Raw genomic sequence first — 25329 nt, forward strand, 5'->3', positions numbered from 1 at the left:
GCCAATCTGTTTATATACAGTTCAGCAGCGCACTGGCGAGTTGGGCGATTACATATAAGCTTATGATATGTAATCGCTAAATGAGCCGTGCGTGTGCTGAAAGTCATTAAATGGATTGTGTTGTTTTTACCCGCTTCAATTTGGCTGGTGGCAAGGCAATATCATGATATTTGGTGGGCGGAGAATCTAACCTCGATTCCCGCTCTTCTTTTATTCGCCTACCTAGGTTTTGCTTTGGTACTTTTGGTTTGCCGTCACTGGGTGAAAGCCATTGCCACCACTTTGATTGGTTTCGCTTCGATTGCGTTTCTCTTACCCACTCAAATCACGAACAACCAAACCTGCGAAAATCCGCTGACGATAGTCCAATTCAACTTGTTCTACGAGAATCCGGACATCAATCAGTTTATCAATTACTTGCTTAAACACCCTGCGGATTTGGTAGTGATGCAAGAGCTCTCGCCTCAAGTTGGGGAGAAGCTTCATCTTCTCGACGATATTTATCCTTTCTATTATGGCGGCCAGCGCGGTGTTGGTTATCCGTCAAATCAGATGATTTTGAGCCGTTATCCTTTGGAGCCAGTTTCGATTTATCACACCCCAGATGGTCAAGAGGTGATTCGAGCAACATGGCAAGTGGACAACCCTATTACCCTAATGACGGCGCATCCTCCCTCGCCAAGAACAGAGCCGTTATGGCAACGCCGCAATGCCCTGATTCGAACCATAGAAACCCTTACTGATTTGTATCCAACACCGGAAATGATCGTGATAGGGGATTTCAATCTTTCTGCTTCAAGCCCGAGGTTTGATGGGCTGTTTTCTCGTTTCCAAACTCAACCCGTAGCCAGTTGGCCAACATCAGTAAAGGACTTGCCGGTTCCTGCTTTCGCCATGATAGGGATTGATCACCTCTGGCTTAAGTCAGAAAGCTCAAATCGGAGAATCTGCTCAAGAACATCGACAGATCAACCTAATGGCTCTGATCACCGCTTGGTCACCACGGTGATAGGTAACGTTCTGAATTAATTCCTGTTTCATTCTCAAGATTGTGAGCGAAATCGGTTCACCCCTGACAAAAGCGGTCTTTACTTTATACACCATGCTTCCCTTTTTTTTTGGAACGGGATTCTATAACTAGAGCAGTAAATAAACTGGTGATATAAGGGTTAAAAATGAAACCATTCAAACGAACGTTAGTGGCAGGTGCCATCCTAGGGTTAATTGGCGCTGTGGCAGGATGCAGCCCAGCAGAAGAAGCGAAACAACAAGAACCAAAACCTGAGGCTCAGGTAGAAGAGCAAGCTCAAGCGACTGCGCCTGTGGAAAACGGTGAAACGATCTATCTGGCTGACACCATCATCACAATGGATGAAGACCAACCTCGTGTAGAGGCGGTTGTAGCGGATGATGACGGCAAGATTGTTTTTGTTGGACAAGAAGCGCAGGCGCTGAAGCAGTTCCCAAATGCGGATAAAGTCGATTTAGAAGACAAGGTGATCATGCCTGGCTTTATTGAGCAGCACCTGCATCCATTTCTTGGTGCACTTACGCTGAGCATGCCGGTCATCGCTCCTGAAGAGTGGCAGTTACCAAGTCGTACTTGGCCTGCGGTGAATGGACATGAAGAATACCTGGCTGCGCTGACTGCCGTTGAAAAAGAGATGCAGGAGCCAAATGAAGTATTGTGGACGTGGGGCTACAACAACTTCTTCCATGGTGAATTGACGCGTGCTGATCTTGATAAGATCTCGAAAACACGTCCAATCGGTGTATGGCATCGTTCAGCACATGAGTTCTATGTAAACACGGCATTTGTTGAGAAGTTTGGTCTTAACCAAGCAGACATCGACAAACAAGGTAAAGAGGTAGCTGCTCAGTCAGATCTGGAAAATGGGCATTTTTGGGAAGGTGGCGCGTTGATTTACCTGTTACCGCGTATCTACAAAGATCTTGGCAGTGAAGCAAGGTTCCGTGCCGGGCTAGAGCAAATGGTGGAAATGCTGCACGAGAAAGGGGTAACGGCTTACAACGAACCTGGCGCGTTTATACCAGAGGATATGGTGGGTCTGTATAAAGAGATCTTGGGCGCTGATGAAACGCCAATGTACTCCTTCTTTACACCAGAGAGTAAGTCACCGTATTTTTTGAAAGGCAAAGAGGGTGTGGTTCAAGCGGTTGAAGAGATCACCAAAACCTTCCCTGATGAAGGCAAAGTTCGCTTCTTTAAAAACCAAGTTAAGCTACTGTTCGATGGTGCAATCATCTCTCAGTTAATGATGATGAAAGACGGTTATCTGGATGGTCACCATGGCGAGTGGATTCAAACCCCTCAAGAAGTCGAAGACATCACCAAGCTTTTCTGGGAGAAGGATTACCAAATCCTTGTTCATGTAAACGGTGATAAAGGCGTTGAAAAGCTGATTGAAATTTTGAAACGTCGTCAAGCTGAATACCCGCGTGAGAACCACCGTTTTACGATTGTTCACTTTGCCAATTCGACCGACGAACAAGTCAAGGAGCTGAAAGAGCTCGGTGCGATTATTAGTGTTAATCCATATTACGTGACGGGCTTCGGTGACCGTTTTGGTGAAGTAGGGTTAGGTGAAGAACGTGCTCACGCTATGGTTCGATTGGCGACGATCGAAAAAGAGCAGATCCCAGTGTCGTTGCACTCAGACATGCCAATGGCACCGGCTGACCCATTATTGCTGGCGTGGAGTGCTGCTACTCGCCAAACCAATAACGGAAATGTGTTGCGCCAAGATCTCGCACTCTCTCGTGAAGCCGCATTAAAAGGCATTACCATTGAAGCGGCATATTCGTGGGGGATGGAGGATACGCTCGGTAGTATTGAGGTAGGTAAAGTAGCTAACTTTACGGTGCTGGAAGAAGACCCTTACAAAATCGACATCAACAAGCTGAAAGATGTGCCGATTTATGCGACCGTCTTTGAAAGCAAGCTGTTCCCTATCGATAAATAGAACCAAAATCCAGTACTTAAGAACTGCAGAGTGTCTAGTTATTTAGAATTAGGTTAAACCAAGCGACGGCTTGTCATGGAATTGACTGACTCTGACCGTCGCTTGTTATTTGTGTGAATTCTTTAACCTAAACTTCATCCGCTTTCTATACTGAACAGGAAGCAAAGAGAAAAATTCATAACGATAAGAGGCAACTTGCATGACAAGAACTACCTCAGCAGTGTTAATACTTATTTTAATGAGCGCCTATTTTGCCTATAACCGTTTTTACGTTTATCCGCAAAAGCTAGAAACACAGGCGGAATCGATGCTGATCCAAATGGCCAACCGTGAAGAGTGGCTTGACGTACATGAGATGATGGAACGTGTAGATGCGCACAAGGCGCATCTGGAGTTGAACGCAGACATCACCTCAACCAGCGGCAAACGTGCATACAGCGAAGGTTACATTACCTATAGCGACCGCAGTCGAAACGTATGCAAACAAGTGGTGTTCAACTTCAAAATCAATTCGCTAAGAAGTTATAGCATTTCAGATTTGCACGATTGTTCTCTGGGTGAGTACTACTGATCTCGCTACGATAATTGATGATTCAATAAAAACGCCTCCAAATCCGGAGCGTTTTTAGTTTTAGAATCTGATGGGTTAATCGAGTGATTTTTTGAAGCGTAATGACGCAACAACTAAACCTATTACCGTAAAGCCCATTAGCCAAAGTGTATCTCGCCATAGCTCCATCAAATCTGCACCACGCAACACCACACCACGAATAATACGCATAAAGTGAGTGGCAGGCAGCGCTTCGGATATCCATTGTGCCGCAACGGGCATCCCTTCATAAGGGAACATAAACCCTGATAATAAGATTGATGGCAAAAGAATAAACACCGTCATCTGCATGGCCTGAAGCTGTGTCGTTGCAATGGTGGATATCACCAAACCTAAGGTTAAACTCGCGGCGATAAACAACAGCGTGCCAAACAGTATCTGACTAATGGCGCCGTTTATCGGCACGCCAAATATCCAGTGACCCAAGCCTAAAATGATAAACACCTGAATCAGACCAACAAAGATGTAGGGGATGATCTTCGCTACCATGAGTTCGATGGAATGGATTGGCGTAGTAATCAGTAACTCTAAATTGCCACGTTCTCGTTCTCGAACAATGGCTGCACTGGTGAACAAGATCATAGTCATAGTCAGAATCACGCCCAATAAACCAGGGACAATGTTCACCGCCGAGCGCCGACTCGGGTTGTAATACAGCGCAACTTCAAAGGTTTTGGTTGGAGCAGGGCGTATCTCAAAATCAAAATCCGTTAACGGCATGGTTTGTAGTGAGAGAATCGCAGAACTGATCATGGTGTCTGAACCATCCACAATCCACTGGCCAAGCTCTCTGCCTTGCACCATACGTTGGGTTAAGTCGCTAGGTAGAATTAAAGCCGCACGAACAATACCATCCTGAATGGCTTGCTCGGCTTCTGAAGCGGTAGCAAAGGTTTCTACCACATCGACCACTTGCGTCACTTTGACGGATTCGGTAATCACGCGCCCGGCGGTACTGCCACTTTGATCGACGACGCCAACGGGAATGTTACGAATATCCGTATTAATGGCAAAGCCGAACAGCAGGAGCTGAATCAGTGGGATCATCACGACCATGCCAAAGGTAATTCGGTCACGTGAAAGCTGACGGATCTCTTTGATCATCACCGCTTTCATACGGGCGATAGATTTCATCATTGGCGACCTTCTCCCGTAACACTGACAAACACATCTTCTAAGCTCGGGCGAGCAATGTTCATCTCGCAGCCCTCAAGCTCAGGAAAGGTTTGGGTTAACCACTCGATCGGTTGTTCGATGTGCTGGTGGATCAAAATGCGTAAGCGAATGCCGAGCTGTGCGGCTGAGCGTACCTCTTCGCGCTGAATGACTTTCTCTTTTAGCTCGCGTAAGTTATCCGCTTTGACTTCGACGATGTTAACGCCCATTTGCGCCATGAGTTCTTCTGGCTCACCATCGGCGCGGATTTCCCCAGCTTCCATAATCGCCAGACGATGGCAGCGTTCTGCTTCATCCATGTAGTGTGTTGTGACCAAAATCGTCGTGCCTTGGTCAGAGAGATCAAACAATTGCTCCCAGAAATCGCGTCGGTTCTCTGGGTCAACCGCAGACGTGGGTTCATCAAGAAACAACAGTTCTGGTTTATGCATAGTGGCTGCGGCGAGAGACAAGCGCTGCTTCTGGCCGCCACTCATTCCGCCGACGCGCTGCTTACGTAGTTGGTCGAGACCGTAGGTGGATAGTTGTTCTTCGATGCGAGCTTTCAGCGCCTTGGTTTCCATACCAAAGATTTGTCCAATAAACTCAAGATTCTCTTGAACCGTCAGGTCATCATAGAGGGAGAATTTTTGTGTCATGTAGCCGATCTTGAGGCGCAGCAGTTCCGATTGTTTTGGGATCTCTAGCCCAAGCACATCCACGTTGCCCTCACTTGGGCTAAGCAAGCCAGTCAGCACACGAATGGTTGTCGATTTACCGCAGCCGTTGGGACCAAGAAAACCATAAATACTGCCTTTGGGTACATTGAGCGTGATGTTGTTGATGGCGGTGAAGTCACCAAACTTTTTCACCACATTTTCAGCTTGAATCGCGTATTCGGTCATTGGCTTACTCCACCAAATCCACTTGCGCTGGAATACCTGAAGGCAAGGATTGCGCTGAGTCTTGAAGGTCGACTTCTGCTAGGTACATCAAGCGCGAGCGTTCTTCCTCGGTAAGCGCGAAATAAGGCGTAAATGAAGGCTCAGTCGCAACCCAACGAACGGTGCCGCTATATGGTTGCTCAACGCCATCTACATGCACGTTAACCGTTTTACCCGGCACAAAATCGACTCGGTAGTTGGCAGGAACATAAACGCGAGCGTATGGGATGCGGCTTGCTTGTATCACAGCAACAACACTATTGACAGGGACGCGTTCGCCAAGGTTAAACGGTAGGTTATCTAACAAGCCATCTCGCGTGGCGGTGATGGTGAGCTCTGCCAGTTTCTGTTCTTGCAGTGCCACATCGGCTTTTGCTGCCATGAGTGCGGCTTTCGCTTGTTCAATATCTTCAGGGCGAGAGCCAGCCGTTAGTTTGCTGAACTCTTCTTGTGAGGAGTCTAGCTCTGCACGGGCAGAATCTCTGGCTGCTAAAGCGGTGTCTTTTTCTGATTGGCTGATGAGTTTCTTGCGAACTAACTCCGCTTTACGTTGGTAGTTCTTTTGCGCTTCAACCAATTGAGCTTCCGCTCTGGCAACGCGTGCTTGCGCTGCGGCAATGTCTTCTGGTCGCTCACCATTGGTCAATTTCAAAAGATAAGCTTCAGCCTTGGCTTGTTCGGCTACGGCGTGAGCTAAAACGGCTTCTTGGTTCTTTGTATCGAGCTGAACCAGCACTTCTCCTTCGGTGACTTGGCTGCCTTCCTTGATGGGTAGGGCACGAATTATCTCGCTAGAGGTTGCAGTAAAGGTTACGCGGTCACGTTCTAATGTGCCAAGGGCTTGCTGTCCGTCATCTTTGGAACAGGCAGTTAAAAGAGTCAGGGCTAGGGTGCCAAGAATGATTCGCTTCATCATGCGACGCTTCCTCTAAGAAGGTGAGCTCGAATTCGTATCAAGCTATAGAAGAGTGTGGGACTGAATTCAGTGTAACGTGAGTCAGTTTTGTCCGGCTAGGAAGTTAATTCCTTCAATATTCATCAATTGATTAATTATTGAAACTGGCCTCACCTTTGAATGGGTCTCTAAGAATATTCTCATTCAAATATAGTGGGTTACCGTGATGTTGGTGGGATTAGGAAAGATAAATTGAAGAATCGAGACAAGGATCAGGTTTACTGTGCATGCGTAAAGAAATGGCGAGATAAAGTAAAGCCCGATGGCTGAGCATCGGCCTTTACAGAGCGCGCTAGGACAAAGTTAACGCAACCTTTAATGGCTGTTTAAGCCGTTTTAAATTGACTGACGATTTCTTGTAGACCAACCGCCAGTTCACTCAAGTCTCGACATGCAATCGCGGTTTGACGAGAGCCTGTAGCAACTTCACTAGAGAATTGGTTGATGTGTTCAACATTGCGGTGCAGCTCTTCAGTCACAGAGCTTTGCTCACTGCACGCACTCGCGATTTGGATACTCTTCTCGGCGATGTTGTCAGCGCTTTGTTCAATGTGACCAATCGTCGTACCTGCTCGCTGAGCTTGTTCAACGCACACTTGAATCAAATCGCTGCTGTTATTTGTAGCCGATACGGCGGTTTTCGAGCAGTTCTGAAGCTTACTGATGATAGAAATGATTTCTTCTGTCGATGCTTGTGTGCGACTCGCTAGCGTACGAACTTCATCAGCTACAACTGCAAATCCGCGGCCTTGTTCACCCGCGCGGGCAGCCTCAATTGCGGCATTGAGAGCAAGTAGGTTAGTTTGCTCTGCGATGTCTTGAATCACGTCAACCACCACGCTGATGTTCGATGCGTCTTGCTCTAGCTCACTTACCATGGTGCCAACAGATTGAATCGCGACTGAAGCTTCGTTGATCTGTTCAATACACTCTTGAACCACTTCTAAGCCTTCTTTGGCTTCTTGAGAGGCACTGTTTGCAGTTTCTGAAGCGGCTTCTGTGTTGCTTGCTACATCATGCACCGTTGCTTGCATTTCGTTCATGGCGGTCGCAATCAGGTTAAGTTGTTGCTGTTGTTCATCCATGCCAGAAGAGGTTTGTTCTGAAATGGCGCTCACTTCCTCGGTAGCGGTGCTTACCTGAGCGGTAGTAGAAGAGATGCTGTCGACCAGACTCAGCAGCTTGGCTTGCATATCTTCACAGGCGTCTGCCAATAAACCGAGCTCGTCGTTACCAATTTTATTACGCGGAAGTTTGTAGGTAAGGTCGCCAGAAGCAATCTTAGAGGCCATTTCAACCACGTATTGCAGTGGGGAACAGATTTGTTTTGTGAGGAATAAGCCAAGTACAAAGCTCAATGCCAATAAAGCAACAATCGCGATAATGCTATAAGTGATGGCGTCTGCAACCACATCGTGAGTGCTGTTGATGTCTTCTTTGATGAAGGTTTGGTTTAACTCAACCAGATCTTTAATCGAGCTAGAAAGTGCTTGGAATGTTGAAAAACCATCCAGCAGCATAGCGTTGGCTTCGTCAATGCGTTTCGTGGTTAGTAGCTCTGAATATTTGTCGTTGAAGCTACGGTATTTTGACCACGCACTCGATACTTCATTATAAGCATCACGGTCGCGCTGATCCCAAAGTGATTTACCGTATTGTTCAATATAGTTGTCGATTTTATTTTCTGATTCATCCAAACCTTTAAGCCAAGTGTTAAATTCAGGATGGTTTACATTGGTCAGCAAAGAGAATTCGTCTTTTCTTAAGGTGCCAATTTCGATTTCAATGTTTTTTACCAATAAAATACTTGGCACTGTGGTGTCAGAAAATTCTGTCATCTTGCCATCAATAAGTTTTATTTGAGAGGTAAAGAAGAAAGATAACGCAATGACGGCAGCGGAGATAACAAGTATCAACGCACTGATTTTACTTTTAATACTTAGGTTAGAAAGTTTCATAGACTCACTGTAAATTGGGGGGCTTGAAAGGCTCGGAGTCTATTCCTGAGATTTGAGATTTAGTGTGATGAAAGTCTCAAATAGTTTTATCGGAAACCAAAATAAAATGGAAACTTAATGTTCATATTTCGTTTGAAAATAAGTTAATAGTTAATCAATATTGATGAGGGAAATAATTAATTAACTTATAAATTATTTCGAGTACGAATTGGTATTAATCTTGATAACCTTACATTCAATCGGAATTTTCTTATTGATTAATTTCGTTATTTATGTGTTAGCAAGTTTTCCTAAATATTAAAACAAGACATCGTACCGAATTGAAGTGTTATTTCGGTAAAATAAAAGCCCGATGCTGAACATCGGGCTTCATTGTTTGAGTTTTATCAGCGAGATTTTGGGTATCTAGACTACGTTGGTTTAATCACCAAGAGGCTGTCTTTCCAAACCGCCACGATAAGAGTCGAGGGCAACTTTGAGTCGACGAAGTTTATCGCGCGAGCGTCGCTTATGATTAACGGCTAACGCCATCGAAAGTACATCAACCAAAGCCAACATCGCGTAACGAGAAGCCGATGGCTTGTAGATGAAGTCCGTCTCTTGGTGCTCAATAGGCAGAACCAAATCGGCTTGCTCAGTCAAAGGCGTGTCTTTCGGAGTAATCACAATAACTTTCACGCCGTACTGCTTGGCTAATTGCGCGGTTTCTATGATGGCAGGGGTATAGCCAGTGGCTGAGATCATCACCAACACATCGTTCGCGTCTGCAGTCGCCGCAATCATGCGCGATAACAAGCCATCGTTGTACGCCACAACAGGGTAGCCCAGACGGAACAAACGATGTTGCATCTCTTGTGCTGCGATGGTTGAACCGCCACCCATACCAATACAGATCACTTGTCTTGCGTTGTGCAGCCAGTTCACGGCAGTGTCGATATCTTCTTCAACAATCAAACTGCGGTTTACATCAAGGGATTGCTTGATCGACTCATAGATGCCTTGGTAGCCACTTTGATCAGGCGGTTCAAGGATGAATCGTTGTCCAACCGTTAAGGTTTGTGCCAGTTTGATCTTCATATCACGCACGTTTTTACAGCCAACAGCTTTGGCAAAACGGGTGATGGTGGCTTCACTCACTTCTGCACTTTCTGCCAGTTCAGTAATGCTGGCATTGGCGGCAGTTTGAATGTCGTCCATGATCAACTTCGCGACCTTCTTTTCGGCATCGCGCAGCGCACTGAAACGTTCAGTGATTTGAGAGATAATATCGACTTCTAAACTCAAGCTGTGTTCCTATCTTTGCATGGAGGCGATTGTGCCGCCTCCACTGGTTTGGCATGAAGTATAACGAAAAGCCTCACTAAGCTCATCATCAGAAACGGGTTTTCACCCAATGAGTGACTTGATACTCATCATCACAAACCGCCACGGCACGCCACTTATCAAACGTTAAACATGGATGAGAGGTTGAGAAGGCAATCATATCACCCACTTGGAGGTCGCTGTTTGCGTCTACTTCGATGAACGCATGCTGATCCATCACCGCGGTCGTTACCGCACTTTCAATAGAGATTGACTCACCTTCGCGGTATGCGCGCTCAGGGATTGGCAATCCAGCATCAAACGCCACGTCACGTTTACCGAATCCGGCAACTAGCTTGGTTGGCTCAGGGCGAGAAATCACATAAGCCCAAAGCTCTAGTGCTGATTCCAGATCACCACCTAAGTCACACGCGGCACCTTGGTTGTTTTCAGCGCGCTGCATGACTTTGTTTTGTGCGTCTAGGTAAATGCCTGTGTCATGAATTGCGTAGCAACCTGGGCGAATGATGGCGTCAAAATCTTCTAGGTTGGCAAAGCATTCAGAAACCACGTCATACCAAGCAGAGCCTGCGCCAGTGACCAGAGGTTTGGACTCAATCAACTTATCGCTTTGTAGTTGGGCGGCGATTTCTAGTGTGGTGTTGAGGAAGTCACGGATGTCCTGCTCAGCATTGTCACCATGAATGACACCTTCGTAAACCTCGATACCTTTGAGCGTAAGGTGAGGTTGCTGGTGGATGAGAGTGGCGAGCTCAACCACATCTTGTTGATTTCGGCACCCACAGCGACCGCCCTCGACACCAAACTCAATCAGTACATTAAGTGGCAATTGATGTTCAGCGAAGGCACGCTCTAGCGCTTTGACGTTTCGGTTTGAGTCCACACAGCAATAGAAGTTGACCCCGTGGGTTTCAATCAGGTTGGCGATGATAGTCATGTTTGCGCGCCCAACTAGTTGGTTCGCCATGATGATGTTTTTCGCTCCGCCTAGCGCCGCAATCTCTGCCTGAGCCGGCGTTGCGACGGTAATGCCCCAAGCGCCGTTTTTTAATTGCTGCTGAAAGAAAGCGGGAGTCATGGTGGTTTTACCGTGTGGTGACAACTTCACTTTGTGCTGATTGGCAAAACGCTGCATCCAATCGAGGTTGTTCTTCAATGAAGAAGATTTGATCACTGCAGCGGGCAAGGTGATCTCTTCATGGATCAAACTGTGTAACCCATCGGAATTGCACGCAACAGGTTGAGCCTTTTCTCCGTAACCTGGCGTGGTAACACACTCATTATGATAGTTTTTATCACACTTTTGTCGATTGTCTTTCATGGCGCACCTACTTCTAACATGGTCTAAGTGATTGATATTAAGTGTTTGTTGCTAACTACCATAAATAATATGTTAGAAAGTATCAAACAAGTTTGAGTTTTTTGTGTGTTTCTTCACTGTTTAAATTTCAATAATTATTAAGATGGAATCATGTTAACGACGGACGAAGAGAGTGAAGTATGTTGTTCGATACCATTATCAAAAGCGTAGAGGTATTTGACGGTACGGGTGCAGCACCATTCATTGCTGATGTTGCGATTCGTCAAGATCGTATTGAGCAAGTAGGGCAGCTAGACGAGCTTTCTGCAAAGAAGGTTATCAACGGTCAGGGTCTTGCGTTGGCTCCGGGATTTATTGATGTGCATACGCACGATGACACCAATGTGATTCGTTACCCTGACTGCTTGCCAAAGATCAGCCAAGGTGTGACGACGGTAATCGTAGGCAATTGCGGAATTAGCGCGAGCCCTGCGGTACTCAGTGATACCCCGCCAGACCCAATGAATCTATTGGGCAAGCAGGAAGACTTCAAATACCCAACTTTTGCGGAGTATGCGAAGGCAGTGCAAGCGGCGAACCCTGCGGTCAACGTCGCTGCGTTGGTCGGTCACACAACTTTACGTAACAACGTGATGGATGACTTACTGCGCACGGCTACTGATGAAGAAATCGAGCAAATGCGCCAAACACTGGCACAAGCGATGGAAGAGGGTGCATTGGGTTTGAGCTCGGGTCTTGCTTATGCGAGTGCCAAGCAAGCCAACGCGGATGAAGTGATGCGCTTAGCGGAAATTCTCGGTCATCACGGTGGTATCTACACCACACACATGCGCACCGAGTTTGAAGAAATCATCAGTGCAATGGAAGAAGCCTTTGAAACTGGGCAGTACGCCAAAGTGCCAGTGGTGATTTCTCATCTGAAATGTGCAGGTGCAGGTAACTGGGGACGTACGGTAGAAGTGCTGGATTTGATGGATAAGGTTTCTGAGCATCAAGACGTGTCTTGCGATTGCTACCCATATTCTGCCAGTTCTTCAACGCTGGATTTAAAACAGGTGACGGATGAAATCGACATCTTCATCACTTGGTCTGAAAGTAAACCTGAACACGCTGGCAAGATGCTGAAAGACATTGCTGACGAGATGCAACTGCCTCTTATGGAAGCAGCAAAAGCGTTGCAACCTGCGGGTGCGGTTTATCACTGCATGGATGAAAACGACGTCAAACGTGTCCTTAAGTATAAGTTGACCATGGTGGGCTCGGATGGATTACCAAATGACCCGCATCCACATCCACGTTTGTGGGGCACATTCCCGAAAGTCTTGGGGCATTACTGTCGTGAAGAGCAGCTTTTCCCATTGGCAGAAGCGATTCACAAGATGACGGGGATGTCGGCAACACGCTACCAATTGAAAGATCGTGGGGAAATAAAAACAGGCGCTTACGCAGACTTGGTTTTATTTAACCCAAATACAATTAAAGATACTGCAACGTTCGAAAATCCAATTTCCGTCTCGCAAGGTATTGAATCTGTATTTGTAAATGGCGAACTATCTTATTTAAAAGATAAAGTCACCGAAAATAGAAATGGCGTATTTATTTATAGAAATAATACCCATCAATAACTTATTAAATAAATTAATTTTATAGATTGAGCATTATCACTGGAGAATATTATGTCAATTAAACGTTATGGTGTAGAAGGCGGCGTAGGTACTGGCGGTCAACATTTACCATTTGCACGTGCAACTGAAGCGGGCGGCTTCTTATACGTATCGGGTCAAACACCAATGACTGATGGCGAAGTGGTAGAAGGCGGTATCGTTGACCAGTCTCGCTTAGCGATTCAAAACTGTGTCGATATTATGGAAGAAGCAGGTTACACGTTAGCTGACGTGGTACACGTAAAGGTGGTGCTAACGGATTCTCGTTACTTCCAATCGTTCAATAAAGTGTTCAGAGAGTTCTTTGGTGACCACCCACCTGCACGTATTTGTATGGTGTGTGATCTCGTGGTGGACGTGAAAGTCGAAGTCGATGTGACTTGCTACCGCGAAGATCGCCGATAGAAATCACACTTTACCTAATTCAATAAAATAGAGTGCCGGAAATAATTACTTTCCTGTTATTATCTTTTTGGCACTCTCACTCCCTACATAAATATAATTTCATAAAGCAGTAGTGCCTAATATATTTAGCAAAAGCTATAAAAATAAAATTAGATAATTTCTGGAATAAAATCTAATACTTGCTGCTGGAATTATATCAATCTGAAAGATGGATTTTGATATGAGAGGTGTTCAATGAACAGTACACTTTTTCTTACCGGCTTCGGTGCGTATGTCTTATTTTTAATTTGGTTGGGATGGTTTGTCTCTCGCAATCAAAAATCAGGTGAAGACTTTCTACTCGGTGGTCGAGGCTTACCTCTGTTCCTCGTATTAGGTACCACGGTAGCAACCATGGTTGGCACGGGCTCAAGTATGGGCGCGGTTGGCTTTGGTTACTCAAACGGTTGGGCCGGTGCGCTTTATGGCATTGGCGGCGCAATTGGTATCTTGTTATTGGCGCTGTGGTTTGCGCCAGTTCGTAAACTCAACTTTATGACCATGAGTGAAGAGCTCGCATACTACGTAGGTGCAAACCGCATCGTGAAGAACGTGGTTGGTCTGCTTATCTTTATCGCTTCTATTGGCTGGTTGGGCGCACACATCCTTGGTGGTGGTATGTACCTAGCGTGGATTGCCGATATTGAGCTGAGCACTGCGAAGATGATCATCGCAGCAGCGTTTACTATTTACGTCGTTATTGGCGGCTACACGGCGGTGGTTTGGACGGATACCATTCAAGCTATCATCTTGTTTGTTGGCTTCATCCTAATGGCGGTACTGTCTGTGCAGCACATTGGCGGCTTGGATAACCTGTATTCAGCCATGGATCCAGAAGCGGTTAGCTTCCTTGCGATTGATAAGCTTGGTTTAATCCCTGCAGTTTCTCTTGCTGTTGTGATTGGTGTGGGTGTACTTGCAACGCCTTCATTCCGCCAACGCATCTACTCAGGCAAAGATGTATCAACCATCCGCCGTTCGTTCGTGGCTTCTGGTGTGCTGTACTTGTTCTTCTCTATCATTCCAGCAGTCATTGGTATGGCGGCGCATGCGATTGACCCTGAACTAAACAACGCGAACTTTGCTTTCCCATACATCGCGGCAACGGTATTGCCAGTAGGTGTTGGTCTTATCGTTCTGATTGCTGGTCTATCGGCAACCATGTCGAGTGCAAGTTCCGATGCGATTGCGGGCGTGTCTATCTTACTGCGTGATGTTTACGTCATGTTCACCGGTCGCGTGCCAAACAAAGAATCTATGTTGAATTACTCTCGCTTGGCTTTGGTTGTGGTGATCGGTTGTGCATTGCTGTTCGCTCTAACTTCGAACGACATCATCGGCTACATCACTAAGATGATCTCGACAGTTATGTCTGGCATGTTCGTGTGCGGTATGTTGGGTCGCTTCTGGAAGCGTTACAACTGGCAAGGTGCATTGGCAACATTGGCAGGTGCGTCTATCGCTTCATTTGCTGTAATGATGAGCCCAGACCTAACCGCTTTCTGGGGCAACCCAGTCATTCCATCTTGTTTGTTTGCCCTAACAGCGGGCGTGGCAGTGAGCCTAGTGACTCCAGCTAACCAAGTGTCACCAGAAATGGCACGAGCAATCCTAGATGATGAGCGTGCTCTGATGGAAATGGAACTGTCTGACAAAGGCGTTCTGGAAGAAGACGCTTCTCTACAAAACCGCGCAACGGCGGCAAATCAAAACGCTTAACAGCAGAGAGTTTCGGCTCGAACAGAAACTCGCTTATTAGCTCCTGACAAACTGGTGGCTCCCCCGAGCCACCATTCTAAATTAATCCAAAGTAGGTGAACGATGACCGATTCATCCCTGACTAAAATTGCTTTCTTTGGCGAATGCATGATTGAACTGAGCGGCGACCCAATTCGCAAAGGCTTTGGTGGCGACACGCTCAATACCGCACTTTACCTCTCTCGACTGACGGCTCAGCAGCTTGTCCAAGTGTCCTACGCGACCGGTCTTGGGGAAGACGTACTTTCTCAAGAGCTTTTGGAAAGTTGGCAACAAGAGGGCATTGCGACTGATCTTGTCGAGATCTTCCCAGCTCAGCTTCCGGGTTTGTACATGGTGCAGACTGACCAAGAAGGCGAACGCAGCTTTCTTTATTGGCGTGACAGCGCAGCCGTTAAAAGTTACTTCTCTACCTCTTCGCTCAACAAATTAGAAGCCGCGATTGCGAACCGAGAGCTGCATTATCTCTATCTGAGTGGCATCAGCATTGCGATTCTAAATGACGATAGCAAAGTAAGGCTTAAAAAGGCGTTAAGTCAGTTCTCACAAGCTGGAGGCAAGGTTATGTTCGATAATAACTTCCGTCCTCAACTTTGGTCTGCACAAGAGGCAAAGTATTGGTACAGCCAAATTCTGCCTTTAGTCGACATTGCGCTTATCACTGAAGACGATGATGTCTTGGTATGGGGTGAAGAGGAAAGTGCCGAGCAGCGCTGCCTTCGCTTTGGTTGCCAAGAAATCGTGATTAAACGTGGCTGTGAGCCTTGCAAACTGGTTTGGTCGCATGGTGATGACAAGCAAACCGCTTACGTAGCCGCCGAGAAGGTTGTCAAAGTGATCGACACCTGTGCCGCCGGCGATTCATTTGCTGCTGGTTACCTTGCAGGACGATTGACCGGACAAAGCTGTGAGCAGTCTGCCCAACTCGGTCACGCACTGGCGGCAACCGTTATTCAATATCCTGGCGCAATCATTCCAAATGACGCCATGACTCATCTAATTCGATAATTTCCGAGAACGTATTATGTCCCAAGCAATGATTAAGCAACTTCAGCAATTCAAAGTTATTCCAATTATTCAACTCAACAAGGTTGAGCACGCGATTCCATTGGCGAAGGTGTTAGTAGAAAACGGTCTGCCAGTTGCGGAAGTGACGTTTCGAACAGAAGCCGCAGCCGATGCGATTAAAGCCATGCGTGATGCTTATCCGCAAATGTGTATCGGTGCTGGCACGGTACTGACTCCAGAGCAAATTACTCAAGCGAAAGACGCGGGTGCAGAGTTTATTGTCGCGCCGGGGTTGAACCCAAATACCGTGCGTCGCTGCCAAGAAATTAACATGCCAATCGTGCCGGGTGTGAATAACCCAAGTCAGGTTGAACAAGCACTTGAGCTGGGGTTGAACTTCCTCAAACTCTTCCCGGCAGAAGCGAGCGGTGGTATCGCGATGGTGAAGTCGCTCCTGGCTCCATACGTTGATGTGAGTCTGATGCCGACAGGCGGTATCGGTAAAAGCAACGTCAATGATTACCTAGCCATCGACCGTGTGGTTTGTTGCGGTGGCACTTGGATGGTGGCACCGAGCTTAATTGAAAACGAACAATGGGACAAAATTGGTAAGCTGGTTCGTGAAGCAGTAGAGCTGGTTGCGTAACTCAAACAGAGCTCTTTTACCCAAGTCACCAGACCCCATTAAATAGCGTGACTTGGGTTGAACAATAATAACAACGATAGGATGGCGCGGATGAACAAAGGTACATTAGCACTACTCATTTCAGGCTTAATCACAATTCCAACGGCAGCGATGGCGATAACTCCCAACACCGATCTTAACCTAATGCCTTACCCACAAAATGTAGAGTTGGGGCAGGGTAAAATCACACTGGATAAATCCTTCAGCATTTACATCAAAGGTTACGATTCCCCGCGCGTGCAGTTCAACGCAAAGCGCACCATGGACCGTCTGTATCGCCAAACCGGCTTACCGATGTTGAACTGGCATGCCGAGTCGGAAAAAGACGCGACTCTGGTGATTGATATTCGTAATGCGCCCAAGTCAGAGGTGCAAGACATTAACAGCGATGAATCGTACCAACTTGAATCGCGTAATGGTCAGATCATCATTCGCTCCGAACGCCCTTACGGTGCTTTCCATGGTTTAGAAACCTTCTTGCAGTTAGTGACTACGGACGCGACTGGCTACTTTGTGCCTGCGGTGTCGATTCAAGATGAGCCACGTTTTCCTTGGCGTGGTGTTTCTTACGACACTTCTCGTCACTTCATTGAACTCGACGTGATCCTTCGTCAACTCGATGCGATGGCATCAGCAAAAATGAACGTCTTCCATTGGCATATTTGGGATGACCAAGCGATTCGTATCCAGCTCGATAATTACCAAAAACTGTGGCAAGACACCGCAGATGGTGATTACTACACCAAAGATGAAATCCGCTATGTGGTGAATTACGCGCGTAACCTTGGGATTCGAGTTATCCCTGAAATTTCTTTGCCGGGACATGCTTCGGCAGTAGCGCACGCTTACCCTGAATTAATGTCTGGTATGGGTGAGCAATCTTATCCGCATCAACGTGGCTGGGGTGTGTTTGAGCCGTTAATGGACCCGACCAATCCTGAACTCTACAAGATGCTGGCGAGCGTGTTTGACGAAGTGGTTGAGCTCTTCCCAGATGAGTATTTCCATATCGGCGGTGATGAACCAAATTACCAACAGTGGAAAGACAACCCGAAGATTCAGCAATTCATCAAAGACAACAATCTGGATGGTGAACGTGGTCTTCAATCGTATCTGAACACCAAGGTTGAACAGATGCTGGAACAGCGCGGTAAGAAGATGACTGGCTGGGATGAAATCTGGCACAAAGACCTTCCTACCTCGATTGTGATTCAAAGTTGGCAAGGGCACGACAGTATCGGTCGAGCAGCAAAAGAGGGCTACCAAGGTATTCTCTCAACAGGCTACTACCTAGACCAGCCGCAGCCAACCAGTTACCACTATCGCAATGATCCAATGCCGAAAGGCATCACGGTTGATGATCAACTTCATCAAGGTGAGAAATTCGCGACTTACGATTGGGTGAAACCGCGTAACAAAGGCGGTCCACGTACAGGTAATCTAACCATTATTGAAGCGACAGACGGCAGCTACCGTGCGTTTACCGATTACAACGGTAAGTCTCGTGAAGAGGTGTTCATCATCGAGTACGTGCCGGGTGTGAAGTTTAAAGGGCATTTCGATAACTTTATGTCTTACACCGAATTCAACTATGACTTTGCGGATGGCAAGTTGAAAGACACCAGTTACCAATTGATTGGCAATGTTCGTTGGCCTGCGACTGGAGAATTGGTCGCGAGCAGTGACATGCAGGGGAGTGTCATTCCTGAGCCGAACGGTGGCTATCCTGCTGAACTGATCGAAAAAGAACAGCAGTTAATTTTAGGCGGAGAAATCACTATCTGGGGTGAGAACCTCGATTCAATGACCATCGAGCAACGCTTATGGCCACGAAGTTACGCGATTGCTGAGCGTCTATGGTCGAGCCAAGACCTGACCGATGAGCGCAGCATGTACAAGCGCATGAAGGTGATGGATACATGGTCTGAGATCTCGCTTGGTCTACGCCATCACGCCGATGCCAATATGATGCTAAAACGTCTTGCCAATGGTGCGGACGAAACGCCGCTACAAACGTTAGCGAAGTACATCGATCCGGCTCAATACTACGCTCGTCATTGGGAGAAATGGATCTCTACGCCAATTGAAGGTGATTTGTACAATCAGTATGAGCGACTAAACCGCTTTGCGGATGCATTGCCAGTAGAAAGCCTAGCAGTGTATGAGATGCAAGATTTGGTCGCGGCTTATGCTCAAGGTGATAAAACCGCGTTGGATGCGTTAGCGATGCATTATCAAAGCGTTAAGTTAGCGGCGCAGCAAGCCAAACCTATTTTCGCTGCAAACGTGGCGTCGGTAGAAACAGTGCCAGTTGCAGAAGCCGCAATCAAAGTTGCCGATTTAGGTTTAACCTTGATTGAGCTCGCCAAGCAGGGCAGTGACATTAGCCAATCTGACGCTGAAGCGTATCAACGCATCATCAATGAAAATGCGATTATTTTTGATGAAACGATTGTCGCCATCGTAGTACCAACCGAGCAGTTGCTTCACACTTTAACCGATTGATAACTAAAAGGGATTGCCGTCTGATAACGCAGACGGCATCTTATCGGTTAAGCACTCTTTTATCTCCCAAAGGTTTCCCATGATAGTAAATGGTCACTTACATTTTTATGTAGGCACCTATACCGATTCACCAAGCCAAAGTCAGGGCATTGCGTGTGTTTCTCTCGATACTGCTACTGGCGCATTAACGCTCATCAATGAACATGTTCCAGAAGCAGTAAAAACGGTTCGTAACCCTTCTTACCTTGCGCTCAAAGGAGAGGGTTTATATACCTTTAATGAAGTCGATCGCTTGGAAGGTGCAGAGCTAATATTTTCTGAAAAAACAGACAGCTATGCATTGCCAATTGAAGGTGATTACCCTTGCCATATCGACATTAAAGAAGAGTTACTCGCTGTTGCAAACTACGGTTCCGGCAATGTAAGTGTTTACCAACTTGATGAGCAAGGTAAGCCATTGAAATCCATTGCAGAATTGTATGTAGAAGGCAATGGCCCCAATATTGACCGTCAAACTTCCCCTCATGCCCATCAAGTCACTTTTCTAGAACATTCCGCTCAATTGGCTGTGGTCGATTTAGGCACAGACTGTGTTCATCTCTATGACTATAAAAAAGATGGTGAGACAGTTAAGTTTTCACTTTCTCAAAGCATCGCGATGCCTCCTGGTTCTGGCCCTCGTCATTTGGTCTTCGATAGTGATGAGTCTGTCGCGTACGTTGTTTGCGAACTGTCCGAAACGCTAGCGGTACTTCACAAGCAAAGGGGGCAATGGAATCTGGCTCAGCAAGTGAAGCTGCTAACCGACGAGGAGAACAAAGAAGCGGCGTCTGCTATTCGTCTCTCTGCGGATGAGCGCTTTGTCTATGTCTCATGTCGCGCACAAAATCTGATTAGCACATTTGATGTAACTAGCAATACTCCGGTTCAAATTGCCGCGTCCGATTGTGGTGGCGCGTTCCCAAGAGATTTTGTTTTATCCCGTGACGGGCAGTGGATGCTCGTTGCTAATCAACATTCACATAATGTCGCTAGCTTTCACAGGAATCCGGAAACTGGCGCTATCACTCCAACCGGATACTCATGCGACATCGGTGCGCCTGTGTGTTTGGTTGAGAAGCCGTAATTAAGAGAAATAACATGACAATTCATCGTATTAATCCATGCAAACGTTGGTCTGATGTAACGGTGTTCAACGGTATTGCCAACTTTGTTGAGGTGGCAGAAGCAGATACAACTGCAGATATGAAAGGGCAAGTGCAGCAGATCTTCGACCAAGCCGAACAAATGCTAGCCAGTGTTGATAGCGATAAATCGCGCATTCTATCTGTGACGATTTACGTGACGGATTTTGTGAACTTCGATGCCCTTAATGAAGTGTGGGATGCGTGGTTTCCTGAGGGCTGCGCACCAAGCCGTGCTTGCGTCAAAGTTGAATTGGCGAACCCTGAACTGTTGGTAGAAATGGCGTTCGTTGCTGCTGCGGGTGAGAAGTTCCAGTAGTTCGACATCTCTCTACTCAAACCATCAAGCCCAGCGTTATCCTCTAGCCCAGCGTTATATAGCTCAATAACGCTGGGCTTTGTTCTATTGGACTAATGCTATAGACAAACTAAAGGTCTACACAAAAATCTTGCCTTTCATGTAGAGCACGCCGTCGCCAGATACTCTTACTTGTTCGCCGTTTACTTCACAGTGCAAAATGCCTCCACGCTGAGAAGCTTGATAAGCAACCAGTGATGTTTTGCCTAATTCTTCTGCCCAGAATGGTGCTAATCCAGCGTGAATCGAGCCGGTTACGGGGTCTTCATCGCCACCATTTGCAGGCCAAAAGTAACGCGATACAAAGTCTTGTTGATCGCCTTTCGCAGTAACGACCACATCGTGAGGAGCGAGTGTCTTGAGATGTTCTGAACGGTATTGAAGCTCAAGTACCTCCTGTTGGCTGTTGACCACTACGAAGTAAGCTTGAGGGCTAAGCAGTACGCGTTCCACATCGCAAATCAAGCCTTCAATCAACGCCGAGGGAATATCAGAAACGGCTTTTGGAGGACGAGCAGGGAACGTCATCTCGATCTTACCTTGCGTATTCTTTTCTACGGTGAGCGTTCCTACTTCTTGAGTATGGAATTCAATCGTGCCACTAATGCCAAGCTCATCAAACAGAACTAACGACGAGGCCAGTGTGGCGTGTCCACAAAAGTCGATTTCAGTAATCGGAGAGAACCAACGAATCTCATATTGGTTTGCGCCAATGGATTTTAGAAAGGCTGTTTCCGACAAGTTGTTTTCTGCCGCGATATTCTGCATCAACTCTGGAGCAAGCCATTCCTCTAACGGTACCACTGCTGCAGAGTTGCCTTTGAATTGCGTATCGGTGAAGGCGTCCACCACGTAGATATCCAGTTCCATTTACGCTTCCTTGTTTGCTTTTGGGCTAATCAGCATAAACCAAATAAGTCGCTGATAAGCGCAAATTTAAAAATATTACGAAAAGTATCACTGATTGGCTTAAAATAAGTTCTGTTGATACTTAATGGTGGGTTGCTGTTTCTTTTGGGGCATACACTTATCCCGAACTTAAGAAATAGGAGCATCATCATGAAAGCAATCACTACATCGGTTTTGGCATTAAGCTTATTGGCAGTGGGTTCAGCGCAAGCATTTGAGTTAACCAGTAAAGACATCCAAGAAGGTCATCCTATGGCGAAGACCTTCGAATACAACAGCTGGGGCTGTAATGGTGGCAACCAATCTCCACAATTGATGTGGAAGGATGCGCCAGCCGGAACTAAGAGTTTTGCAATCACGGCTTATGACCCTGATGCACCTACTGGCAGTGGTTTCTGGCACTGGGTTGCGTTTAATATTCCAGCTTCAGTTAGCGAACTGCCACGCGCAGTGAACATTGAAAAATTGGGCGGTAAAGAGTCGCGTATTGACTACGGAACGGTTGGTTTTGGTGGCGTTTGCCCACCAGAAGCAGACGGCATGCACCGCTACCAATTTACGGTTTGGGCATTGCCAACAGAGAAACTAAACCTAGATGAAAACACACCGGCTGCTGTGGTTGGTTTTACGCTTAATAGCATGGCATTAGACAAAGCAAAACTGACGGCGACGTACACACGTTAAGCCGTAATGGGTAGATGATAGAAAACGAGGGGGAATAGATGAGCCATCAATATCGAGTCACGTTGTTTCGTGCCGAGCAGTTACAGAAACTGCGTAATGTGAAGATCCATTCCCCAAGTATCATTCAGATCATCACGGGCAGTAAGCGTCTTTTCTGGAAAGAATCGGCGCTGGATCTTTCCCATTCTGAGTTGCTGCTTTGTGAGGCTTCCGCATCATTGAGTTTTGAGAACTTACCGCAAAAAGGTAAGTTTCTCTCTAGAATGTTCAGCTTTCATTGTTTGCCGTCAGAAGCAATGCTTGAACTTAGCGCGAGCATTGATAAGGGTGAAGAAAAGCCGACATTAGAAGCCGATAAAGCTTTGGAAGACACGCTCAATGCTTTGTTTTCGTTTGACCAACAAACCATGAGCAAAGAGACCCAAACCTTCTGGGTAATGGGGTTGTATCAACAACTTGCTGAGCGTGGCGTGTTGCATCACTTGTTTGCGAGTGCGAACACAACATTCAGCCAGAAGCTGAGCCGTTATTTGTCGCATTCTCCGGGAGAGGAACACCCACTAAAACTGGTGGCTGAACGTTTTGCCATGAGCCGCGCGACCATGATTCGCAAGCTCAAGCAAGAGGGTACTCAGTATCGGGAAGTGCTGGCGGAAGTGCGCTTAAATCATGCCTTGTATTTGATGCAGAACGGCCACTACAACGTCGCGCTGTTGGCTCAGTCTTGCGGCTATCAATCCGAGGGGCGTTTTAGTCAACGCTTTAAAGGCAAATTCGGATTGACTCCGAGTGACTACATCAAAACGGTTGTGGTCAGTTAGCGTTAGCGAATAATTGCTTGCGCGCGTTTAATAGCTTACGCGCGTTTTATCGAGTGCAACGCAGTTGGTGCTTTGGAATCTGCAATCGCCAAATCAGACAGAAGCTGTTGCAGTAACTCTGCAGCGTGGACGTTCGCTTTTACTTTATCAACGTCACTCCAGCTCGTACTGTTTTCTTCTTCAAGGTATTTAATTGTCTGTTGTGAAAGCTTGAGAACAGCATGCCACTTCAGTTTTTTATATTCTAAATTCATACTCAAACTCCTATGTGAATGATTAATTTAAAACATTGTTCAAAACTTTGAGTTAGCAAATAGGAATTTGTCAATAAGCCTATGCCTAGAGCGGATATAAAAAAGCGCCCATCGCTTTAACGACGGGCGCTTTCAAGTCACTATAACCTTTGGTTATTTGTAGTATTTCTTCTTCATTTTTAGCGCTACGTTCACTAAGGCAATCAATACAGGCACTTCGATCAGTGGACCAATGACACCTGCAAAAGCTTGGTCTGAGCTTAGGCCAAATACCGCGATAGAAACTGCAATCGCAAGTTCAAAGTTGTTACCTGTTGCTGTGAAAGCAATCGACGCGTTCTTGTCGTAGTCGATGCCCATTTTTTTACCAACGAAGAAGCTGATAAAGAACATCAAAACAAAGTAGATACCAAGAGGAATTGCTACACGGAAAACATCCATTGGCAGTTCAAGAATCATTTCACCTTTCAAGCTGAACATCAGTACGATGGTTGCTAGTAGTGCAATCAAAGTAATTGGTGAAATGCGTGGGATGAACACCTCGTTGTACCATTGCTCACCTTTCGCAGCGACCAGCCATTTACGGCTTAGGAAGCCCGCTAGGAATGGGATACCAAGGTAAATCAGAACGCTTTCCGCGATGTCCGTCATCGAGATATCTACCACGAAACCTTCGTAACCAAAGACTGGTGGCAAAACAGTGATGAACAACCATGCCATGACGCTGTAAGTCACGATTTGGAAAGCACTATTTAGTGCAACTAGGGCTGCACCGTATTCTTTGTTACCGCCACCGATATCGTTCCATACAAGTACCATCGCGATACAACGAGCAAGGCCGATAAGAATGATACCAACCATGTAACCCGGATGATCACCTAGGAAAGTCAATGCAAGGACGAACATCAAAATAGGGCCGACAATCCAGTTCATTACCAATGACAGCGTGATCGCTTTTCTGTCTTTAGTGACGGTACCTAATAGGTTGTAATTTACTTTTGCTAGAGGCGGGTACATCATTAAAATCAAACCAATCGCTAGTGGGATGTTTGTGCTGCCCACTGACATTGATTCATTCCATTCAGCAACCTGCGGAAAAGCAGCGCCAATACCTACACCGATTGCCATTGCCACAAAAATCCAAACCGTTAAATAACGATCGAGGAAGCTCATTTTGTTGCTGGCACTATTTAAAACTTGAGTAGTCATAGTGGTCTCTTTATTCGTTTATCGTCGAAAGGCGATAGTTAAAGGTATAGTTTATCTCTGCACGCCTGACCAGCGTGCAAAGGGAATTAATCAAATAACTTGGAAAATCCTAGATTGAACTGATCAAACGCGTCGCGTTGAATGCGGTAACACACCTTAGGTGGGTTTGGCTCGGCGCTGATAAAGCCAGCTTGCTTTAGAATACGCAAGTGCTCGGAAACAGTAGATTGCGCAAGACCCAGTTCAGAAACCAAATCACTGTTCAAACAACCACCCATGGTATCGAGCGTGTGCAGGATATGCAGAATGCGTAAACGTGCTGGGTGTGACAAAGCTTTTGCTTGTGCTGCTAGAGTTTGTTCTTTCTCGAGCTGTTGTTGCGTTGTCTGAAAAACAACTTCGCACGTGTCGTTGCACTTATCACTCATTCGCTGGCCTTAATAGTTAATCGTCGAATTGCGATAAAGTGTACGCCTGCTCTGTGGAAGATGCAACAAATCGATGAAAAAATTAATCGGGAAATAACGATGAATAAAAAATTTAAAAAATATCTCTTTTAAAAACAGTAATATAACAAAAAATCAAGTAGGTTACTA

Annotated in this window: 23 protein-coding genes; 13 read left to right on the forward strand and 10 right to left on the reverse strand. The window is 46.4% G+C overall.

Going from position 1 to position 25329, the window contains the following annotated elements; genetic code table 11:
• Positions 1-93 precede the first annotated feature (93 nt).
• The 3 genes from KJB05_RS21010 (at position 94) to KJB05_RS21020 (ending at position 3555) form a co-directional block, all read left to right on the forward strand.
• On the forward strand, positions 94-1029 hold the full coding sequence (locus tag KJB05_RS21010) for an endonuclease/exonuclease/phosphatase family protein (protein WP_208445240.1): 936 nt from the start codon (positions 94-96) through the stop codon (positions 1027-1029).
• 146 nt (positions 1030-1175) lie between these two features.
• A complete protein-coding gene (locus tag KJB05_RS21015; RefSeq protein WP_208445241.1) occupies positions 1176-2984 on the forward strand; it encodes an amidohydrolase in 1809 nt (602 codons plus the stop codon).
• 199 nt (positions 2985-3183) lie between these two features.
• Positions 3184-3555, forward strand: coding sequence for a hypothetical protein (locus KJB05_RS21020; protein WP_208445242.1), 372 nt, complete (start codon positions 3184-3186; stop codon positions 3553-3555).
• 75 nt (positions 3556-3630) lie between these two features.
• Here the strand turns inward: KJB05_RS21020 and KJB05_RS21025 are convergent, their stop codons facing one another.
• The 6 genes from KJB05_RS21025 to KJB05_RS21050 form a co-directional block, all read right to left on the reverse strand.
• On the reverse strand, positions 3631-4728 hold the full coding sequence (locus KJB05_RS21025) for an ABC transporter permease (RefSeq protein ID WP_208445260.1): 1098 nt from the start codon (positions 4726-4728) through the stop codon (positions 3631-3633).
• Positions 4728-5654, reverse strand: a complete 927-nt coding sequence (locus tag KJB05_RS21030) for an ABC transporter ATP-binding protein (protein ID WP_047101669.1) — start codon at positions 5652-5654, stop codon at positions 4728-4730. The genes KJB05_RS21025 and KJB05_RS21030 overlap by 1 nt, the downstream gene beginning before the upstream one ends.
• A 4-nt stretch (positions 5655-5658) precedes the next feature.
• The gene (locus KJB05_RS21035; protein WP_208445261.1) at positions 5659-6606 is read right to left on the reverse strand and encodes an HlyD family efflux transporter periplasmic adaptor subunit; all 948 of its coding nucleotides are present in this window, start codon (positions 6604-6606) and stop codon (positions 5659-5661) included.
• Positions 6607-6974: 368 nt separating this feature from the next.
• Positions 6975-8606: a methyl-accepting chemotaxis protein gene (locus KJB05_RS21040; protein WP_208445243.1), complete on the reverse strand. Its 1632-nt coding sequence runs from the start codon at positions 8604-8606 to the stop codon at positions 6975-6977.
• 420 nt (positions 8607-9026) lie between these two features.
• Positions 9027-9890 (reverse strand): MurR/RpiR family transcriptional regulator, encoded by an 864-nt coding sequence (locus tag KJB05_RS21045; RefSeq protein ID WP_005425077.1) that lies wholly within the window; start codon positions 9888-9890, stop codon positions 9027-9029.
• An 88-nt stretch (positions 9891-9978) separates the two neighbouring features.
• Positions 9979-11250: an amino acid deaminase gene (locus KJB05_RS21050; RefSeq protein ID WP_208445244.1), complete on the reverse strand. Its 1272-nt coding sequence runs from the start codon at positions 11248-11250 to the stop codon at positions 9979-9981.
• A 179-nt stretch (positions 11251-11429) separates the two neighbouring features.
• On the opposite strand from KJB05_RS21050, the gene KJB05_RS21055 reads away from it, so the two are divergent.
• The 8 genes from KJB05_RS21055 (at position 11430) to KJB05_RS21090 (ending at position 20817) form a co-directional block, all read left to right on the forward strand.
• Complete coding sequence (locus KJB05_RS21055; protein ID WP_208445245.1) at positions 11430-12875, forward strand: D-aminoacylase; 1446 nt, start codon at positions 11430-11432, stop codon at positions 12873-12875.
• A 51-nt stretch (positions 12876-12926) separates the two neighbouring features.
• Positions 12927-13319 carry a RidA family protein gene (locus KJB05_RS21060; protein ID WP_005425100.1) on the forward strand — a complete coding sequence of 131 codons (393 nt, stop codon included), beginning with the start codon at positions 12927-12929 and terminating at the stop codon, positions 13317-13319.
• A 234-nt stretch (positions 13320-13553) separates the two neighbouring features.
• Positions 13554-15077 carry a sodium:solute symporter family protein gene (locus tag KJB05_RS21065; RefSeq protein WP_038895509.1) on the forward strand — a complete coding sequence of 508 codons (1524 nt, stop codon included), beginning with the start codon at positions 13554-13556 and terminating at the stop codon, positions 15075-15077.
• A gap of 102 nt (positions 15078-15179) precedes the next feature.
• Positions 15180-16124 (forward strand): sugar kinase, encoded by a 945-nt coding sequence (locus KJB05_RS21070; protein ID WP_208445246.1) that lies wholly within the window; start codon positions 15180-15182, stop codon positions 16122-16124.
• 16 nt (positions 16125-16140) lie between these two features.
• Positions 16141-16770, forward strand: coding sequence for a bifunctional 4-hydroxy-2-oxoglutarate aldolase/2-dehydro-3-deoxy-phosphogluconate aldolase (locus tag KJB05_RS21075; protein WP_208445247.1), 630 nt, complete (start codon positions 16141-16143; stop codon positions 16768-16770).
• A 90-nt stretch (positions 16771-16860) separates the two neighbouring features.
• On the forward strand, positions 16861-19314 hold the full coding sequence (locus KJB05_RS21080) for a beta-N-acetylhexosaminidase (RefSeq protein ID WP_208445248.1): 2454 nt from the start codon (positions 16861-16863) through the stop codon (positions 19312-19314).
• A gap of 79 nt (positions 19315-19393) precedes the next feature.
• Positions 19394-20440 carry a lactonase family protein gene (locus tag KJB05_RS21085; RefSeq protein WP_208445249.1) on the forward strand — a complete coding sequence of 349 codons (1047 nt, stop codon included), beginning with the start codon at positions 19394-19396 and terminating at the stop codon, positions 20438-20440.
• 14 nt (positions 20441-20454) lie between these two features.
• Positions 20455-20817, forward strand: a complete 363-nt coding sequence (locus KJB05_RS21090) for a RidA family protein (protein WP_208445250.1) — start codon at positions 20455-20457, stop codon at positions 20815-20817.
• Positions 20818-20934: 117 nt separating this feature from the next.
• Here the strand turns inward: KJB05_RS21090 and KJB05_RS21095 are convergent, their stop codons facing one another.
• Positions 20935-21726, reverse strand: a complete 792-nt coding sequence (locus tag KJB05_RS21095; RefSeq protein WP_208445251.1) for a PhzF family phenazine biosynthesis protein — start codon at positions 21724-21726, stop codon at positions 20935-20937.
• Between the two features lie 189 nt (positions 21727-21915).
• Between KJB05_RS21095 and KJB05_RS21100 the strand changes: the two genes are divergently transcribed.
• Positions 21916-22449 (forward strand): YbhB/YbcL family Raf kinase inhibitor-like protein, encoded by a 534-nt coding sequence (locus KJB05_RS21100; protein ID WP_005435484.1) that lies wholly within the window; start codon positions 21916-21918, stop codon positions 22447-22449.
• Between the two features lie 38 nt (positions 22450-22487).
• A complete protein-coding gene (locus KJB05_RS21105) occupies positions 22488-23270 on the forward strand; it encodes a helix-turn-helix transcriptional regulator (RefSeq protein ID WP_208445252.1) in 783 nt (260 codons plus the stop codon).
• Between the two features lie 35 nt (positions 23271-23305).
• Here KJB05_RS21105 and KJB05_RS21110 read toward each other — a convergent pair whose 3' ends face one another.
• The 3 genes from KJB05_RS21110 to KJB05_RS21120 all read right to left on the reverse strand — a co-directional run bounded on the left by KJB05_RS21110 (position 23306) and on the right by KJB05_RS21120 (position 25161).
• Entirely contained in the window at positions 23306-23524 is a 219-nt protein-coding gene (locus KJB05_RS21110; RefSeq protein ID WP_104047945.1) for a hypothetical protein, read from the reverse strand.
• 153 nt (positions 23525-23677) lie between these two features.
• Positions 23678-24733 (reverse strand): ACR3 family arsenite efflux transporter, encoded by a 1056-nt coding sequence (gene arsB, locus KJB05_RS21115; protein ID WP_208445253.1) that lies wholly within the window; start codon positions 24731-24733, stop codon positions 23678-23680.
• Between the two features lie 86 nt (positions 24734-24819).
• A complete protein-coding gene (locus KJB05_RS21120; RefSeq protein WP_009706198.1) occupies positions 24820-25161 on the reverse strand; it encodes a winged helix-turn-helix domain-containing protein in 342 nt (113 codons plus the stop codon).
• Positions 25162-25329 lie beyond the last annotated feature (168 nt).

The sequence above is a fragment of the Vibrio sp. B1ASS3 genome, assembly GCF_905175355.1.
GTDB classification, from domain to species: domain Bacteria; phylum Pseudomonadota; class Gammaproteobacteria; order Enterobacterales; family Vibrionaceae; genus Vibrio; species Vibrio owensii.

Excerpts from the sequence above, each read along its gene's own strand:
- KJB05_RS21080 (WP_208445248.1), top strand. The coding sequence starts at position 16,861 with ATGAACAAAGGTACATTAGCACTACTCATTTCAGGCTTAATCACAATT.
- KJB05_RS21055 (WP_208445245.1), top strand. The coding sequence starts at position 11,430 with ATGTTGTTCGATACCATTATCAAAAGCGTAGAGGTATTTGACGGTACG.
- KJB05_RS21025 (WP_208445260.1), bottom strand. The coding sequence starts at position 4,728 with ATGAAATCTATCGCCCGTATGAAAGCGGTGATGATCAAAGAGATCCGT.
- KJB05_RS21105 (WP_208445252.1), top strand. The coding sequence starts at position 22,488 with ATGAGCCATCAATATCGAGTCACGTTGTTTCGTGCCGAGCAGTTACAG.
- KJB05_RS21120 (WP_009706198.1), bottom strand. The coding sequence starts at position 25,161 with ATGAGTGATAAGTGCAACGACACGTGCGAAGTTGTTTTTCAGACAACG.
- KJB05_RS21060 (WP_005425100.1), top strand. The coding sequence starts at position 12,927 with ATGTCAATTAAACGTTATGGTGTAGAAGGCGGCGTAGGTACTGGCGGT.
- KJB05_RS21085 (WP_208445249.1), top strand. The coding sequence starts at position 19,394 with ATGATAGTAAATGGTCACTTACATTTTTATGTAGGCACCTATACCGAT.
- KJB05_RS21035 (WP_208445261.1), bottom strand. The coding sequence starts at position 6,606 with ATGAAGCGAATCATTCTTGGCACCCTAGCCCTGACTCTTTTAACTGCC.
- KJB05_RS21070 (WP_208445246.1), top strand. The coding sequence starts at position 15,180 with ATGACCGATTCATCCCTGACTAAAATTGCTTTCTTTGGCGAATGCATG.
- KJB05_RS21110 (WP_104047945.1), bottom strand. The coding sequence starts at position 23,524 with ATGAATTTAGAATATAAAAAACTGAAGTGGCATGCTGTTCTCAAGCTT.
- KJB05_RS21020 (WP_208445242.1), top strand. The coding sequence starts at position 3,184 with ATGACAAGAACTACCTCAGCAGTGTTAATACTTATTTTAATGAGCGCC.
- KJB05_RS21065 (WP_038895509.1), top strand. The coding sequence starts at position 13,554 with ATGAACAGTACACTTTTTCTTACCGGCTTCGGTGCGTATGTCTTATTT.
- KJB05_RS21100 (WP_005435484.1), top strand. The coding sequence starts at position 21,916 with ATGAAAGCAATCACTACATCGGTTTTGGCATTAAGCTTATTGGCAGTG.
- KJB05_RS21050 (WP_208445244.1), bottom strand. The coding sequence starts at position 11,250 with ATGAAAGACAATCGACAAAAGTGTGATAAAAACTATCATAATGAGTGT.
- KJB05_RS21030 (WP_047101669.1), bottom strand. The coding sequence starts at position 5,654 with ATGACCGAATACGCGATTCAAGCTGAAAATGTGGTGAAAAAGTTTGGT.
- arsB (WP_208445253.1), bottom strand. The coding sequence starts at position 24,733 with ATGACTACTCAAGTTTTAAATAGTGCCAGCAACAAAATGAGCTTCCTC.
- KJB05_RS21090 (WP_208445250.1), top strand. The coding sequence starts at position 20,455 with ATGACAATTCATCGTATTAATCCATGCAAACGTTGGTCTGATGTAACG.
- KJB05_RS21095 (WP_208445251.1), bottom strand. The coding sequence starts at position 21,726 with ATGGAACTGGATATCTACGTGGTGGACGCCTTCACCGATACGCAATTC.
- KJB05_RS21040 (WP_208445243.1), bottom strand. The coding sequence starts at position 8,606 with ATGAAACTTTCTAACCTAAGTATTAAAAGTAAAATCAGTGCGTTGATA.
- KJB05_RS21075 (WP_208445247.1), top strand. The coding sequence starts at position 16,141 with ATGTCCCAAGCAATGATTAAGCAACTTCAGCAATTCAAAGTTATTCCA.
- KJB05_RS21015 (WP_208445241.1), top strand. The coding sequence starts at position 1,176 with ATGAAACCATTCAAACGAACGTTAGTGGCAGGTGCCATCCTAGGGTTA.